This is a genomic window from Paenibacillus pectinilyticus (assembly GCF_001700435.1).
Classification (GTDB): domain Bacteria; phylum Bacillota; class Bacilli; order Paenibacillales; family NBRC-103111; genus Paenibacillus_E; species Paenibacillus_E pectinilyticus.
On record NZ_LYPC01000020.1, the window covers coordinates 140,546 to 155,089 of the forward strand.

The 14,544-nt window shown below is 45.7% G+C and carries 14 protein-coding genes; 12 read left to right on the forward strand and 2 right to left on the reverse strand.

All coding sequences use genetic code 11. From position 1 onward, the window contains the following. Window positions 1-12 precede the first annotated feature (12 nt). From hfq to A8709_RS14495, 5 genes are all read left to right on the forward strand, one after another. Entirely contained in the window at window positions 13-252 is a 240-nt protein-coding gene (gene hfq / locus A8709_RS14475; RefSeq protein WP_028554442.1) for an RNA chaperone Hfq, read from the forward strand. A gap of 153 nt (window positions 253-405) precedes the next feature. Then, on the forward strand, window positions 406-2,985 hold the full coding sequence (locus A8709_RS14480) for a transglycosylase domain-containing protein (RefSeq protein WP_065853078.1): 2,580 nt from the start codon (window positions 406-408) through the stop codon (window positions 2,983-2,985). Between the two features lie 388 nt (window positions 2,986-3,373). Further along, complete coding sequence (locus tag A8709_RS14485) at window positions 3,374-4,108, forward strand: peptidylprolyl isomerase (protein ID WP_244163192.1); 735 nt, start codon at window positions 3,374-3,376, stop codon at window positions 4,106-4,108. A 43-nt stretch (window positions 4,109-4,151) separates the two neighbouring features. Then, window positions 4,152-4,811, forward strand: coding sequence for an alpha/beta hydrolase (locus A8709_RS14490; protein ID WP_065853079.1), 660 nt, complete (start codon window positions 4,152-4,154; stop codon window positions 4,809-4,811). A 23-nt stretch (window positions 4,812-4,834) separates the two neighbouring features. Beyond that, window positions 4,835-5,527 carry a YdcF family protein gene (locus A8709_RS14495; protein ID WP_065853370.1) on the forward strand — a complete coding sequence of 231 codons (693 nt, stop codon included), beginning with the start codon at window positions 4,835-4,837 and terminating at the stop codon, window positions 5,525-5,527. Window positions 5,528-5,585: 58 nt separating this feature from the next. Here A8709_RS14495 and A8709_RS14500 read toward each other — a convergent pair whose 3' ends face one another. Both A8709_RS14500 and A8709_RS14505 read right to left on the reverse strand, forming a co-directional pair. After that, a complete protein-coding gene (locus tag A8709_RS14500; RefSeq protein ID WP_065853080.1) occupies window positions 5,586-6,452 on the reverse strand; it encodes an SDR family oxidoreductase in 867 nt (288 codons plus the stop codon). Window positions 6,453-6,486: 34 nt separating this feature from the next. Next, window positions 6,487-7,293: a GNAT family N-acetyltransferase gene (locus tag A8709_RS14505; protein ID WP_065853081.1), complete on the reverse strand. Its 807-nt coding sequence runs from the start codon at window positions 7,291-7,293 to the stop codon at window positions 6,487-6,489. Between the two features lie 145 nt (window positions 7,294-7,438). Here A8709_RS14505 and A8709_RS34530 point away from each other — a divergent pair, with 145 nt between their 5' ends. From A8709_RS34530 to efeB, 7 genes are all read left to right on the forward strand, one after another. Continuing rightward, the gene (locus A8709_RS34530) at window positions 7,439-7,915 is read left to right on the forward strand and encodes a GNAT family N-acetyltransferase (protein ID WP_065853082.1); all 477 of its coding nucleotides are present in this window, start codon (window positions 7,439-7,441) and stop codon (window positions 7,913-7,915) included. A gap of 20 nt (window positions 7,916-7,935) precedes the next feature. Beyond that, window positions 7,936-8,937: a lipoate--protein ligase gene (lplA, locus tag A8709_RS14515; RefSeq protein ID WP_065853083.1), complete on the forward strand. Its 1,002-nt coding sequence runs from the start codon at window positions 7,936-7,938 to the stop codon at window positions 8,935-8,937. Window positions 8,938-8,955: 18 nt separating this feature from the next. Further along, complete coding sequence (locus tag A8709_RS14520) at window positions 8,956-9,255, forward strand: antibiotic biosynthesis monooxygenase family protein (RefSeq protein ID WP_065853084.1); 300 nt, start codon at window positions 8,956-8,958, stop codon at window positions 9,253-9,255. An 87-nt stretch (window positions 9,256-9,342) separates the two neighbouring features. Further along, window positions 9,343-10,320, forward strand: a complete 978-nt coding sequence (locus A8709_RS14525; protein WP_065853085.1) for an AAA family ATPase — start codon at window positions 9,343-9,345, stop codon at window positions 10,318-10,320. A gap of 178 nt (window positions 10,321-10,498) precedes the next feature. Beyond that, entirely contained in the window at window positions 10,499-11,983 is a 1,485-nt protein-coding gene (locus A8709_RS14530) for an FTR1 family iron permease (protein ID WP_065853086.1), read from the forward strand. A 27-nt stretch (window positions 11,984-12,010) separates the two neighbouring features. Further along, complete coding sequence (locus tag A8709_RS14535) at window positions 12,011-13,177, forward strand: EfeM/EfeO family lipoprotein (protein ID WP_065853087.1); 1,167 nt, start codon at window positions 12,011-12,013, stop codon at window positions 13,175-13,177. Between the two features lie 19 nt (window positions 13,178-13,196). Then, window positions 13,197-14,456, forward strand: coding sequence for an iron uptake transporter deferrochelatase/peroxidase subunit (gene efeB, locus A8709_RS14540; protein ID WP_065853088.1), 1,260 nt, complete (start codon window positions 13,197-13,199; stop codon window positions 14,454-14,456). Window positions 14,457-14,544: the final 88 nt, after the last annotated feature.

A 14,544-nucleotide genomic window follows, 5' to 3' on the forward strand; every position in this document is an offset into this window, starting at 1 on the left:
GGGGACATACTGATGAACCGATCCATTAATATTCAGGACAATTTTCTAAACCAACTGCGTAAAGAAAGCATTCCCGTAACCGTATATTTGACTAATGGGTTTCAAATTAGAGGACTTATTCGTGCATTTGACAACTTCACCATCATCATTGACAGCGAAGGCCGTCAACAAATGGTGTACAAGCATGCGATTTCCACATTCACACCGCAACGTGCTGTTTCGTTAATGGCGGCTACGGAAGCAACGGAGTAAGCCAATCGTGTGTCGCATTGTTTTGCAACTTTTTAATGGACTGGAACGTCTAACCGAATAGAAACTATCGGGAGCAACCTTGCATAAAGGTTGTTCTTTTGTTGGTTTTGTTTGTTCCTGGTTCTACATAGAGATGAAACGTAAGGGAGTTGAGTGAATCTGGATAAACCTACTCGAAAGCAAACTGTACCGCCAACCAAGTCGAAAGACAGTAAATCGGGCAAAAGTAAGGGGCCCAAAAAGAAAGGCTTCAGCTGGCGCAAGCTGATCATGGGATCCATCATTGCTGCGATTATTGCCGTGATCTGTGCGATGGGGATATATATTATCGTCATCATGAGCGGCTTCAAAATTTTGGATGCAAATATTGATAAAATTGATGACACAACGGAGTCCACACTTATTTATGCGCAAGAAGAAGGCAAAGATAAGGATGGGAAAGATAAACCGGCTACGGAGATTTCGAAGATTTACAAAGGTGAAAATCGCGAAAGCGTGAATATCAAAGACGTTCCTGAGCGCTTGAAACAAGCGTTCATTGCAACGGAGGATCGTAGGTTCAATGAGCACTCTGGTGTTGATTTGAGAGCGATCGGACGGGCGCTTGTCACTGATATTGTGCATATGAGTGCGGTTGAAGGCGGAAGTACGATTACGCAGCAGCTTGCGAAGAACGTATTTTTAAGTTCTGAGAAAACAGCCTTCCGTAAAGGAACGGAAATGTCGATTGCCTTTGCCCTCGATGAGAGGTTTACAAAGGATGAAATAATGGAAAAATATTTAAATCGCATTTTCTTCGGCAGTAATGCATACGGCATTAAGGCAGCAGCGAAGATCTACTTTGGTAAATCCAATTTGAATGATCTGAAGGTCTGGGAGATTGCCACATTAGCGGCATTGCCGAAAGCACCTTCTCGATATTCACCTTTGGCACATCCTGACCTATCCAAAGAGCGTCGTGCTGTCGTGCTCAAGCTGATGGCTGACCAAGGGTATATTACGGAGGCTGAGCGTGCGGAAGCGGCTGCGGTCGATTACGTGCCACCTGCTTCTGCCAGCCAAACGACGAAGGACTATGCTTCGTTTGTGGATTATGTGGTTAATGAAGCGGAAGACATGTATGGAATTGAAGAAGATGAGTTATTGACCAAAGGATACCGAATCTACACAACGATGAACATCAAAGCTCAGAAAACGATGGAGCAAACGTATGCTAATCCGAGTTTTTTCCAGAAGGATGCAACAGATGGTCAGAAGATTCAGAGCTCCATGGTTATTATGGACAATAAGACGGGCGGTTTAATGGCTTTAATCGGCGGTCGGGATTATAAGACTAAAGGTTTTAGTCGCGTCTACTCACAAAGACAGCCAGGTTCATCTTTTAAACCTATAGCGGTCTATGGGCCAGCGCTTGATAGCGGGAAATATACGCCAACCTCGTTGTTGGATGATACGCAGACCTCTTTTGGAAACGGGACCTATACCCCGCAAAACTACGATCGTCAAACACACGGCCAAGTGTCGATGATTGAAGCAGTCAAACATTCGTATAACTTGGCGCCAGTCTGGTTGTTAAGTCAAATGGGTGTTCAGACGGGTCGTGAATTTGCAAGTAGATTAGGTATTACGTTAAATGCACAGAAGGATCAAAATTTAGCCATCGCACTTGGGGGATTAACGGATGGTGTTTCTCCATTACAAATGGCTAGAGCTTATACAGCTTTTGCGAATCAGGGAACACTCAATAAAGCCCATGCGATTCTTCGGATTACGGACGCGCACGATAAAGAAGTAGCGGTATACAAGCCTGAGAAGAAACAGGTTATGCAACCTCTCACGTCCTATTACATGACCCAATTGCTGCAGGGGGTTGTTGAGACGGGCGGTACAGGAACTAGAGCGAAATTCAATCGTCCTGTCGCTGGTAAGACGGGTTCCACGGGGTTAGATATTAAGGGTATCGAGCAGTATGATCGCGATGTATGGTTCGTTGGGTATACACCAGAATGGACAGCAGCGGTGTGGGAAGGCTTTGATAAAGTCGATTCAAAGCACTACGTGACGGTTGGAAGTGGTGGCACTGCGGCTATTTTCAAAGAGATTATGTCGAAGTCGCTAGATGGCAAGCCGATGACCAGCTTTGTGAAGCCAGCAAATGTACCGGAAGCGACGGAACCACCAAGCGGAGGGATTACGGATTTAATGGCGATATATGCACCAGAATCCAAATCGGTTAAAATTACTTGGAGCTCTTTAGGTGATAAAATGAGCTACCAATTATATCGCAAAGGTGCTACTGAAGCTGAAGCAAAATTAATTATTCTAACACCAAAAGTACAAGTGGATGATATTGGCATTAACAGCGGTGAAACGTATCAATATTATGTCGTTCCGGTCCAAACCGATACGAACGCCCCAGGTGTTCAATCGAATGTAGCAACTGTTATCGTGCCAAAAGATGAAACACTTCCGAATGGCGGCCTTCCTTCACCGTCACCTTCGGGTGCTCCATCACCATCTCCGGGAACGGGGACTAGTCCGCCGCCTTCGCCGACACCAAGCGGGAAACCAGGTTCATCACCTAGTCCTTCGACCAAACCGGGGAATGGCACGGAAACAGGGCCAAGCCCAAGTCCTAGTCCAGCAACGAGTCCTGTAACAAGTACGAAGCCAAGCCCTACGCCGTCGCCGAGCAACAAGCCGGATGAAGAGAAGACGAAGAACGGGGCTTAAGGGGAGGTGACGCTGTAAGGCCCTAAATGGGCCTTACAGCCATAGCTGCCCGGCGGTTTTTCGCCGCTGTAACGCCCCAAAAGGGCGTTACAGCGGCGAAAAACCGCCGCAACTGGGCTTCGCGAGATCTGTAGGGCCCAAAAAGGGCCTTACAGTCACATCTGCCTGGCGTGGACGAGCTGTAACGCCCCAAAAGGGCGTTACAAAGGTGAACCCCCGCCGCAGCTCTGCACTGCGAGATCTGTAAGGCCCCAAAAGGGCCTTACAGCCACATCTGCCTTGCGTGGACGAGCTGTATCGCCCCAAAAGGGCGTTACAAATATAATTCCCCGCCGAAAACCGGCTGATTTTCAAAAAAAATCAAATCAATCAATCTGGAGGCCGACTCATGAAACTGTTTACTTCGCAAATGAAACCAAAAATGCTTCTAACAGCAAGCTTACTTACTCTAACCCTGATCGCATCCGCGTGCGGGAACAAAGGAACGGAAACGAATGGCGGTACATCATCGCCAAGCACAAGCACGAAGGCACCAAGCGCTTCGCCAGTGACATCCCCTGCAGCGTCCACAGCAGCAGGCAAGCAGTGGAGCAAAGCGCCTGACATGACGATCGATACGAACAAAACGTATCAAGCAGAGGTTACAACGTCCAAAGGGACGTTCACGATTGATCTCTACGCTAAAGATGCGCCGAAGACTGTAAACAACTTTGTGTTTTTGTCCAAAGAGGGCTTTTACAACAATGTGACCTTCCACCGTATTATCAAAACGTTCATGATTCAAACAGGTGATCCACAAGGAACGGGTAGAGGCGGTCCTGGTTATAAGTTTGCAGATGAACTAAGCAAGGCGCATACGTATGAACCAGGTACAGTGGCGATGGCGAACGCGGGTCCAAATACGAACGGCAGTCAGTTCTTCATTTGCTCAGGAGCAGATTGTGCGAATTTGAATAAGACACCGAACTACACCATTTTCGGAAAAGTCACTGCAGACAGCATGGCTACGATTACGAAAATCGCCGAGACACCCGTGGAATTAGATCCAAATGGTGGGGATCCGTCCCCAAGTAAGCCGAAAGAAAAGGTAACGATTAACACCATTTCCATCAAAGAAAAATAAACTATAGTAATAAGCGCTTACAAGCTGGATAGGAGTGGATCTCATGAAACAACCATGCCTTTTGTTCCATGGATTTACAGGTGGACCTTATGAGGTTGAGCCGTTAGCTCGGCATTTACGAGAGCGTGGACAGCTGTGTGAGGTGCCTATACTCCCCTGGAATGGGGAGAACCATCATCAGCTTCACGCTTCGCGTTGGGAAGATTGGGTGCAGGCTGCAGAATCGCATGCGGAGCAAATGACAGCTGCTTATGGCTCGTTTGATATGGTCGGATTTTCAATGGGAGGCCTGCTGGCCGCCTATTTATCCGTCCGGTATCCGGTGAGGAAACTCATTTTGCTAAATACTGCGGTCATTTATGTGAGTCCTGGAAGGTTATTGAATGTTATCCGTGATGAATGGAAGTATGAACGTAAAATAAGTCTCGTAAAAGCTAAATCCACGCCGCTGCTTGCGACTTGGCAATTTACAAGGCTGGTTCGGCATTTGAAGCCGGAACTTAGCTTAGTCAATAAGCCAACGTTCGTTGCGCAATCGGAGCGAGATCAAGTGATTCATCCACAGAGTGCGCGGTACATCTACAGTAGACTGAGAGGGCAGCGAGAGCTGCATTGGCACGCCAAATCAGATCATTTGATTTGTTTAAGCGAGGATGCACCCGCATTGTTCCGGCAAGTCAGTGCATTTTTGGAGAAGGAGTAGGAAGGATGACGGTTAAGCCTAGCATGAACAAAAAACAAAGCACACCCGCATCCACACCTGCCAAGCGGAAGGCCAATTCGTCCAAAGCGAAATCGCCGTCTAAGGCTTATCGCACTTTTGTAAGGATTTTTCAAGTGATGCTAATCGGATTTGTATTGCTGTTGGCTTGGATTATCTTTATTCAATGGAAAGTACAGATCGGTCCTCACCAGACGTTGCCGAAACAAGTGGATGTTGGGATTGTACTAGGTGCTTCACTGCGCAAGGATTTACCTAGTCCGGGACTTCAAGAGAGACTGGATCTAGCCGTGGATTTGTACAAGCAAGGACGTTTTAAGCAGCTTATTGTTACAGGTGGTTTGGACCATAATGGTTCGCTTCTAACAGAAGCAGAAGGTATGAGAGATTATTTGGTGAAACAAGGGATTCCGCGGTCAAACATTTTGGTTGAGCCCAAAGCGACGAGCACGTACGAGAATTTACTTTTCAGCAAACAAATCATGGATGAGAAGGGGTTAGTGAGCTCCATTATTGTCACTCATCGATTCCATAGCTCACGTTCGCTTGATATTGCAGAAACAATCGGTCTGAGTCACCCTTTCGTCTCGTCAACCAAATCGGATGTGCTATTCATGCCTTATCACGATACAAGAGAAACGTTGGCTTATACGAAATGGTATGGAACCAAACTACTTTTAAAGTTGGGCCTAGAATAGATCAAAAAAAGCATGACAGGGCAGCGGTGATTTCCGCTCGCTTGTCATGCTTTTTCTATTATCCATTCACAATAGTGCCGCCATTGATGTGAAGGATTTGCCCAGCCATATAAGAAGAGTCCTCACTAGCCAAGAATACATAGCTAGGAGCCAGTTCACTCGGCTGTCCTGCTCGTTTCATAGGAGTAGTCGAACCGAACACTTCCACTTCTTGAGCGGTGAAGGTGGATGGTATGAGGGGTGTCCAGATGGGACCTGGCGCAACACCGTTTACGCGAATGCCTTTGGCATTAAGCTGCAATGAAAGCGAGCGTGTGAACGTAACGATAGCCCCTTTGGTCGCTGAATAATCAATCAATTGTTCATGTCCATGATAGGCCGTTATGGATGCTGTGTTGATGATAGCACTTCCTGGCTTCAAGTGAGGGAGCGCTGCTTGGGTCATATAGAAGAATGAGAAAATATTCGTTCGAAAAGTTCGCTCTAGCTGCGCTGAAGTAATGTCCGCGATACTTTTCTGTGGGTGCTGTTCGGCGGCATTGTTGACGAGGATGTCAAGCTTACCGAAAGTTTTGACCGCTTGCGCTACTACTTGTTTACAGAAGTTTTCATCACCTATGTCTCCAGCCACAGGCAGGCATTTGCGGCCTGCTTGCTCAACGTGGTGCTGCGTTTCTTTCGCGTCTCCTTGCTCATTCAGGTAAACGATGATGACATCCGCACCTTCTTTGGCATAAGCCACAGCGACGGCGCGGCCAATGCCGCTATCACCTCCGGTGATGATGGCGACTTTGTCTTTTAGCTTGGCAGCAGGCGTGTAGCTACCCTTCTCGAATTCCGGGAGTGGGTTCATTTCTGCCTCGATGCCAGGTTGATGATTCTGATGTTGCGCTGGGAAGACAGGTTTTTCCTTCGTTGTCGTCATTCGTGTGTCTCCTTTCATCCTAAGAAAATCTTTGTTAGGATGATACAAGCGCAGTTAAATCATACTTCACGCGGTAATGATAGCCATATTGCGTTTGATAACCAAGTTTCTCATATAGAGTCACTGCGGGAACGTTGGTTGCGATAACCTGTAAATATTGCTGAGTCGCTCCTTGCAGTATGCTCCAGGCGGTTAACGCATGAAGAATGGCATACCCTAAACCTTTGCCGCGGTGATCTTCATGAACGATGACATTGACAAAACCTGCCCATTCACCTTCGACAATGGCAGTTCCTAAGGCTACGATTTGACCTTGATCCTTCAAAAGGACGAACCCTTTCGAAGTGGGCATGCGCTCGCTTAAGTCCTGATAGAAGCTCCTGCGGGCTTCCGGATAGTTCTCAAGTAAAAGAAAAGCATCCAGCCACTCTTTCGTCACGGTAGGAGAAACCTCTACATCCAGTAAGAGCGATGAAGGGTATTGATTCGATAAGCGTTCAAGCGCAATTTGAGCTACAGACGAACAATCAGCCGTCATCATGAGGCAGGGAGTATCCATTTCGTATCCTTGCGCCATTAAATGATCATCCAGTTGTGCTGGTGAGGCATCACTTACATGAAAAATAGCAGGTAACCCCTGATTATGATAAAATTGTTCAACACGAGCAAGCCAGTCGGTCGCTTTCGGGTAGGAACCAATGGCAAGGACACTGTTCGCTCGTTTTGTAATGCCTTGTGAAGCGCGTAAGAGCCAGTGCTCAACAGCAGCACATTGTTCGGCTGGCCAGGTGTTGGCGGCGATTAGATCTAATTTTTCAAATGAATTAACGTTTGTTAGCATGAATTGTTCCCCCTACTTCGCGGTTATCGCATTACATAAATATACATTTATATGTATAAAAATTCAATATGTTTCATGTGAGGATATGCAGCGACTTTCCTTGTTGCTTATAAAAGCATTTCTTCAAATATCGGAGGTAGAACCGTTGGAACTACAATTACGAAGTGCAACGTGGGAAGATTACGACGCCGTGAATCGCATCATACGTGAGGGACAAGAGGAACATGCGGATGCACTGCCAGACCGATTTGCGCGTTTAGATCATGTTGTCGCCATGGGGTGGTATCGGAGCTTCTCTGACCAACCGCACAAAGAAATCATCGTAGCAGAGGTCGCTGGTGAGCTCGTAGGTGTTGCCATGCTTGAGATGAAAAAAAGTCCAACTTATGAAGCCTTAGTTCCACGCAGCTACGCATATTTGAATGAACTGGCGGTTTCGTCCAGCTACCAGCGACAAGGTATCGGCCGGAAGCTTTATGAGGCATCTGTCCTTTGGGCTAAAGAACGCGAAGCCGTTTCTTTAGAACTGAATGTCTGGGAATTTAATGAGAAAGCGTTACGGTTTTACGCATCCGTAGGGATGTCAACTTTAAATCGAACCTTAACGGTTAACTTAATTTAGTAGAACGAAGGAGAACTCCCATGCTATTTATCGATAATGAAGGTATTACCGATCCAAGAATCAATTTGGCCATTGAGGAATATGCCCTGCGTCATCTGCCTGCAGGCGAAAGTTATTTGCTTTTTTACATCAACGAACCCTCCATTATTATCGGTAAGAATCAAAACACTTTAGAAGAAATTAATCCTGAATATGTCAAAGCGAATAACCTGCACGTTGTCCGACGTTTATCTGGCGGTGGGGCTGTTTATCATGATTTGGGAAATCTTAATTTTAGTTTCATTACGCAAGATGACGGCAATTCCTTTCATAATTTTCAAAAGTTTACGGCCCCTGTTGTTGCAGCCTTGCATGAACTGGGGATCGCGGCTGAATTGACCGGTCGAAATGATATTCAAGTCGGTGAGCGTAAAATTTCAGGCAATGCCCAATTTGCGACGAAGGGTAGAATGTTTAGTCATGGCACGCTCCTGTTCGATTCGGAAATGGAGAATGTCGTCTCAGCGCTTCGAGTGGATCCCGACAAAATTCAATCGAAAGGCATTAAATCCATCCGCAGCCGAGTGGCCAATATTGTTGAGTTCCTGAAAGAGCCTTTAACGATGGAGCAATTCCGATTTAAACTGTTACAATCTATATTTGGCGTGGAAACGGAGCAAGTGCCGACTTATCAGCTCACTGAAGAAGATTGGTCGCGAATTCATCAGATTTCGGAAGAACGCTATCAGAATTGGGATTGGAATTATGGCAAATCCCCCAAAAGCACGGTCCAACAGGCAAAACGTATCGAAGGCGTTGGCCGGATTGATATCCGCTTATCCGTTGAAGAAGGTCATCTGCAGCTTGTCAAAATATACGGGGATTTCTTTGGTGCTCATGATGTAGCAGAACTGGAGGAGATCCTCCAAGGAACAAGGTATGAGGAATCAGCATTGCGTGAACGGCTGTCAGGTGTAGAATTGAAACGTTTCTTTGGTGCTTTGGATCATGAAACGTTCATCTCGTTACTGCTGTTAGCTTAAAAAAAGGAGGTGAAGACAATGATTCTTGAAGTAGCCATATTGCCTGTCATCGCAGGGAAAAACGACGAATTTGAAGCCGCGTTTCGTCAAGCATCAGCCATTATATCATCGATGAAAGGCTACATCTCCCATGAACTGCAGACCTGTTTGGAAGATTCGAACAAATATTTACTGCTCGTGAGATGGGAAACATTGGAGGATCACACCCAGGGTTTCCGAGGTTCGGCTGAATATCAGGAGTGGCGTCAATTGCTTCATCATTTCTATGATCCATTTCCTGTGGTCGAGCATTACACGCTTACTCAAACCTACAACTAAACGACATTCATCGGTCTAAAATGGGCCTCTCGCGCGTAGGATGGTGGATACGCACTAATAAACCATCATGTAAACGAGGTGATCCTCATGAGTGGTAGAAGCTTGCCATCCAGACAAATCAACATCGTTTTGCGGCAGCCAGAAGCAGGCAGTCAGCGGCGAACGGTTGAGGGTTCAGGCGGGCAGTCAGGCGCTTCACCCCTTGCCGACGCCGAGCCCCTGCACACTGGCAAAAGGACGCCTATGGAGGGTCCGCTATCGGATATTTTCAAAGAGCTGAATGGACTTGTTGGGTTAGATAATGTGAAGGAACTGGTGCATGAAATCTATGCCCTTCTCCAAATTTCTCATTTCCGTGCGGAAGCGGGTCTCATGAGTAATGCTCATGTGTACCATATGATCTTTAAAGGCAGTCCAGGAACAGGTAAAACGACTGTAGCTCGCCTGCTGGGCCGTATGTTTCATGCGATGGGTGTGCTAAGTAAAGGCCATTTTATAGAAGTGGAACGTGCAGACCTTGTTGGTGAATACATCGGGCATACCGCGTTAAAAACGCGTGAATTGATGAAAAAAGCGATGGGCGGCGTGCTCTTTATTGATGAAGCGTACAGCTTGGCGCGTGGCGGTGAGAAGGATTTTGGCAAGGAGTCGATCGATGCCTTAGTGAAAGGGATGGAAGATAAGAAGAATGAGTTCATTCTCATTCTGGCTGGCTATAGCGAGGAAATGGAGCAATTCCTTTCAACGAACCCAGGACTTCCTTCTCGTTTTCCGATTCAAATTGAGTTCGAGGATTATCCAATTGATCAGCTTATTCAAATTACAGAGTTGATGGCAAAGGATCGGGAGTACGTTCTCCTGCCGCAAACCCTCGCGAAGCTCAAGCAACACCTCACGGAGGAAAAAGCGATGACTTGGCGTGCATTTAGCAACGCGAGATATGTAAGAAATCTACTTGAGAAGGCCATGAGACATCAAGCCGTACGTCTATTGAGCCAATATGTGAACGCACCTTCCAAGATCGAATTAATGTCAATTCGTCCGGAAGATGTGAAATTTAAATGACAGCACAAAAAGCTAATTAACTGATCCCAGTTAATTGGCTTTTTTATTTCATAAAAACAATTGACAGATGTGTGGAACGGAGTAAAATAAACAGAGTGATTATTTTGGTGATAATGATTATCAATATTAATTCTAAATAAAACAGGTGGATTTTATGAGGGTAAAGGAGTTGTCAGTCATGCGGAAAGTCATACTTTCCAGTTTGGTTGCCTTATTATTGTTTCTTTCTGTTCCTTTAACGGTTGGAGCGAAAGCGCAGGATGATCTTGCGAAAGCAGATGAAGGTATAGTTCAAGCCATTCAAGCCGCGGATAGCGGGAATGTGGATCAGGCGACGAAATTGTTTGAAACTTTTCAAGTCAATTGGTTGTCCTATGAAGATGGTATTAAGGAGCAGTCATTAGCCGCCTATCAGAAAATTGAAGGTGCCATGGGGGAAGCGTCACTGCAAACGATGAAGCAGCCTGTGGATGCTCAGAAGCTTGCAGCGAAACTGAAAGATCTACATACGATGAACACGAATTTCATAGAAGGGAAACTCGATGCATTCGGATCTGCCGCGAAGAGTGATGGCGAAGTAACGGTTGCCACGCTTGTAACCTTATTGGAGAAAGCGTCGGATCAATTGAAACAGCAAGATATTGCTGGAGCTACAGATAGCATCGAAACCTTGCGTAACTCTTGGTTGATCATTGAGGGCATCGTTGTTGCGCAATCTTCGAAGGTGTATGCCTCGATGGAGAGGGATATGGTTACTGCCTACGGCCAGTTATCAGCTTCGCCTCCTCAAGTGCAGGATGCAGCGACTACGATAGAACGTATGCATACAGCTTTACAGCCTTTGGCTGCAAAAACGAGCTACTCCATGTTGGATGCCACGACAATTATTCTGCGTGAGGGCCTAGAAGCGTTATTAGTCATTATTGCGCTATTAGGATTCTTGAATAAGTCAGGTCATGGGGACAAGAAACGTTGGATTTGGTTCGGTGTTTATGGCGGGCTCGCTGTTAGTCTCGGACTTGGTATTGTCGTCCAACAGTTGTTCTCTGCCAGTGCATTTGGAAATAACAATTTCCTCATTGCAGGTTGTACGGGAGTTTTTGCTGCACTCATGCTTCTTTACATGAGCTATTGGTTGCACAGCAAATCAAGTGTTTCAAATTGGCAAAGTTATATTCGTAATCAAAGTGTAAAAGCTTTAGCAACAGGTAGTTTGGCATCACTAAGTGTACTTGCTTTTCTTGCTGTATTCCGTGAAGGGACTGAGACGGTGCTGTTTATGATCGGTATGGCATCTTCAATTTCAATAGGTTCCCTTCTAGGCGGCATTGGCATTGGAGTAGGCATTTTGCTAATCGTCGCATTCTTGATTCTCAAGATTGGACTTCGCATCCCGATGCGTCCGTTCTTCTTGGTGTCTAGCTTCTTTGTATTCTACCTTTGCTTCAAATTTGCTGGGATGGGTGTACATGGGCTTCAATTGGCCGGGTATTTACCAGCAACACCGGCAGATTGGGTACCAAGCTGGGACGCTATTGCTCTGTATCCAACGTTAGAGAGTGCAATCCCGCAATTTGTATTAGTGTTCCTGGCTCTTTTCGCGGTAATCAGGGATCGCCGCAAAACCATTGTGTTGAGAAATATGGCATTATCCAATAAATAATACATGAAAAAGTGGAGGGTCTTTCCTATGAAAAAAAATCAACAGCTTATTATTCTAGCTGCAGCAACAACTTTAGTACTTGCAGGTTGCGGTAAAACAGAAACAACAGAAGTGGCTAAGGTACCTTTCAAAGACGGATCAGCAACCTTAGTTTCCAGTATTGATACATTGAAAACACAATTAGATGCAGCTAAAGTTAAAGATTCTAAGAAACTTGCAGACAAGCTTCAAGATCAATGGGCTAGCTTTGAAGATGAAGTGAAACCTAAATTCCCAGAGTTATATTTTAAAGTTGAGAAATTTTTAACTCCGCTAGAAGCTGCTTTGAAAGAAGATAAGTTGGACTACCCGACATTGACGGCTTTGAACACGAATTTGAAAGCGACTTTGACGGAGCTTACGATTTCATTTGCTGATAACAAAGGCGCGGTAAATAAAGAGACGATCGAAGCTTCTGCTCCACTTAAGGAAGCAGCTAAAGCGTATAACAAATATGTACAGGACCAAGGAAATCAATTGGTTACCTTATTGGATCAACTGAACACAGCTGTTAAGAGTGGAGATATCAAAAAAGCAAAAGAAGCGTATGGTCTTGCTCGCATGCCATATGAAAGAATTGAGCCGATCATTGAGACATTCAGTGAGCTTGATGGCGTAATGGATGCCCGCGTTGATGATTTTAAAAATGAAAAAGATCCTAACTTTACTGGATTCCACCGCATTGAGTACTTATTATTTGTTAAGAAAAATGTCAAAGATGCTGAACCATTTGCAGCTCGTTTGCTTGAAGATGGCAAGAAAATGCAACAAGCGATTGCAGCTACGACGATTGCACCTACTGATTTCATCGCAGGCGTTGGTGAGTTGATGGAAGAAGCGCAATCCAGCAAAATTACAGGTGAAGAAGAGCGTTGGAGTGGAGCAACGGTGCCTGTTATCCGTGCAAACGTAGAAGGTGCACAAGCGATCTACGATCTAGTTAAGGTTGAGCTGAAGAAAAAAGACGCGGCTTTGGATGAGAAGATTAGCAAAAGCTTAGCGACGGTTATTGAAACAATGAACTCACTTTCACCTGTTGGTCCTACTTGGAATGATTTCGGTAAACTCGATCAAGCGAAACAAGTTGATTTGAAAAATAAATTAGAAGCACTAGCGGAACCGCTTGTGAAAATGCCAGGAACATTAAGTAAATAAGAGGAAGAGGTTGAGCGGGATGTCGGATAAAATGAATCGACGAGCTTTCTTAGGGATGACCGCTGCAGGTGCTGCGGGCGTTGTGTTGGGAGAATTGATGGGGAAAGCTAATAACTTTCTACCAACGGAAAAAGCGTCTGCTAGTACCCTAAATGAAACCTTAGATTTCTATGGCGCTCATCAAACGGGTGTTGTTACACCAGCGCAGAATAGTGCTAATGTAGCTGCCTTTGATGTAACGACAAACGATGTGAAAGAACTGCGCGAGTTGATGAAAAAATGGACGGAGATGGCAGCGACGCTGATGGCTGGCAAACCACTTGCGGTAGAGCCGCAAGATGGCGCATTTCCACCCACAGATACAGGCGAACAAATCGGTCTGGATACGGGCAAATTGACGATCACATTTGCGATTGGGGCATCCCTTTTTGAGAAAGATGGCGTTGACCGTTTCGGTCTTCGTTCGCGCAAACCGGCAGGTTTGACGGAAATGCCAATTTTCCATAAAGATTCATTGGAAGATCAGCTGACACACGGTGATATCGTCGTGCAAGCTTGTTCCGATGATCCCCTAGTCTGTTTCCATGCGATTCGGAACTTGTCCAAAGCTGCGCGTGGTGTTGCTCATCTGCGTTGGCAGCAAACCGGACAGTTAGGTGTGAAAGCAGAAGGAACTAAGCGAAATTTGTTTGGTTTTAAAGATGGAACGGCAAATCCGGCTCTGCAAGATGAAACATTTATGAAAAATAATGTTTGGATTGATGCTGGTGATGGTGCTTCTTGGCTTGCTGGCGGTACGTATATGGTTGTTCGTCGCATTCATATGCGAATCGAAACATGGGATCAACAATCATATTCTTCACAAGAAAATATTATTGGTCGTCAGAAAGTATCTGGGGCGCCAATGGATGGCAAGGCTGAATTTGATACACCTCAGTTTGCTGCAGATGCTGCAGGTAAGGTGACCCCTCTTGATTCCCATATTCGGTTATCTAACCCGCGCACTGGCGAGAACTCAGAGCGTGAGCGTATCTTGCGTCGTGGCTACAACTTTATGGAAAACCTCGATAGTGTTGGCCGCATTAATGCGGGGCTATTGTTTGTTTGCTTTAACCGGAACATTCAAACCCAGTTTGAGTCCATTCAGAAGCGTTTAACCAACCCGAACTTACCCGATAAGATGCTATCTTATACGGATACAACGGGTGGTGGCTATTTTGCTGTGCTGCCTGGTGTAACGTCTAAAGGATCCTATCTAGGACAGGCATTATTTGAGTAAACGTTATAGCATGAGGTTTGTCTTCCAAGTCGGCTAAAGACTTGGCGGGCAAGCCTTTTTTGTTGGTGAGTCCGTTATAATTGAATTT

Bases quoted from the DNA above. Each gene is read 5' to 3' on its own strand.
- A8709_RS14505 (WP_065853081.1), bottom strand. From the start codon at position 7,293: ATGCTAACAAACGTTAATTCATTTGAAAAATTAGATCTAATCGCCGCC.
- efeB (WP_065853088.1), top strand. From the start codon at position 13,197: ATGTCGGATAAAATGAATCGACGAGCTTTCTTAGGGATGACCGCTGCA.
- hfq (WP_028554442.1), top strand. From the start codon at position 13: ATGAACCGATCCATTAATATTCAGGACAATTTTCTAAACCAACTGCGT.
- A8709_RS14500 (WP_065853080.1), bottom strand. From the start codon at position 6,452: ATGACGACAACGAAGGAAAAACCTGTCTTCCCAGCGCAACATCAGAAT.
- A8709_RS14520 (WP_065853084.1), top strand. From the start codon at position 8,956: ATGATTCTTGAAGTAGCCATATTGCCTGTCATCGCAGGGAAAAACGAC.
- A8709_RS14490 (WP_065853079.1), top strand. From the start codon at position 4,152: ATGAAACAACCATGCCTTTTGTTCCATGGATTTACAGGTGGACCTTAT.
- A8709_RS14535 (WP_065853087.1), top strand. From the start codon at position 12,011: ATGAAAAAAAATCAACAGCTTATTATTCTAGCTGCAGCAACAACTTTA.
- A8709_RS14525 (WP_065853085.1), top strand. From the start codon at position 9,343: ATGAGTGGTAGAAGCTTGCCATCCAGACAAATCAACATCGTTTTGCGG.
- lplA (WP_065853083.1), top strand. From the start codon at position 7,936: ATGCTATTTATCGATAATGAAGGTATTACCGATCCAAGAATCAATTTG.
- A8709_RS14530 (WP_065853086.1), top strand. From the start codon at position 10,499: ATGCGGAAAGTCATACTTTCCAGTTTGGTTGCCTTATTATTGTTTCTT.
- A8709_RS14485 (WP_244163192.1), top strand. From the start codon at position 3,374: ATGAAACTGTTTACTTCGCAAATGAAACCAAAAATGCTTCTAACAGCA.
- A8709_RS14495 (WP_065853370.1), top strand. From the start codon at position 4,835: ATGAACAAAAAACAAAGCACACCCGCATCCACACCTGCCAAGCGGAAG.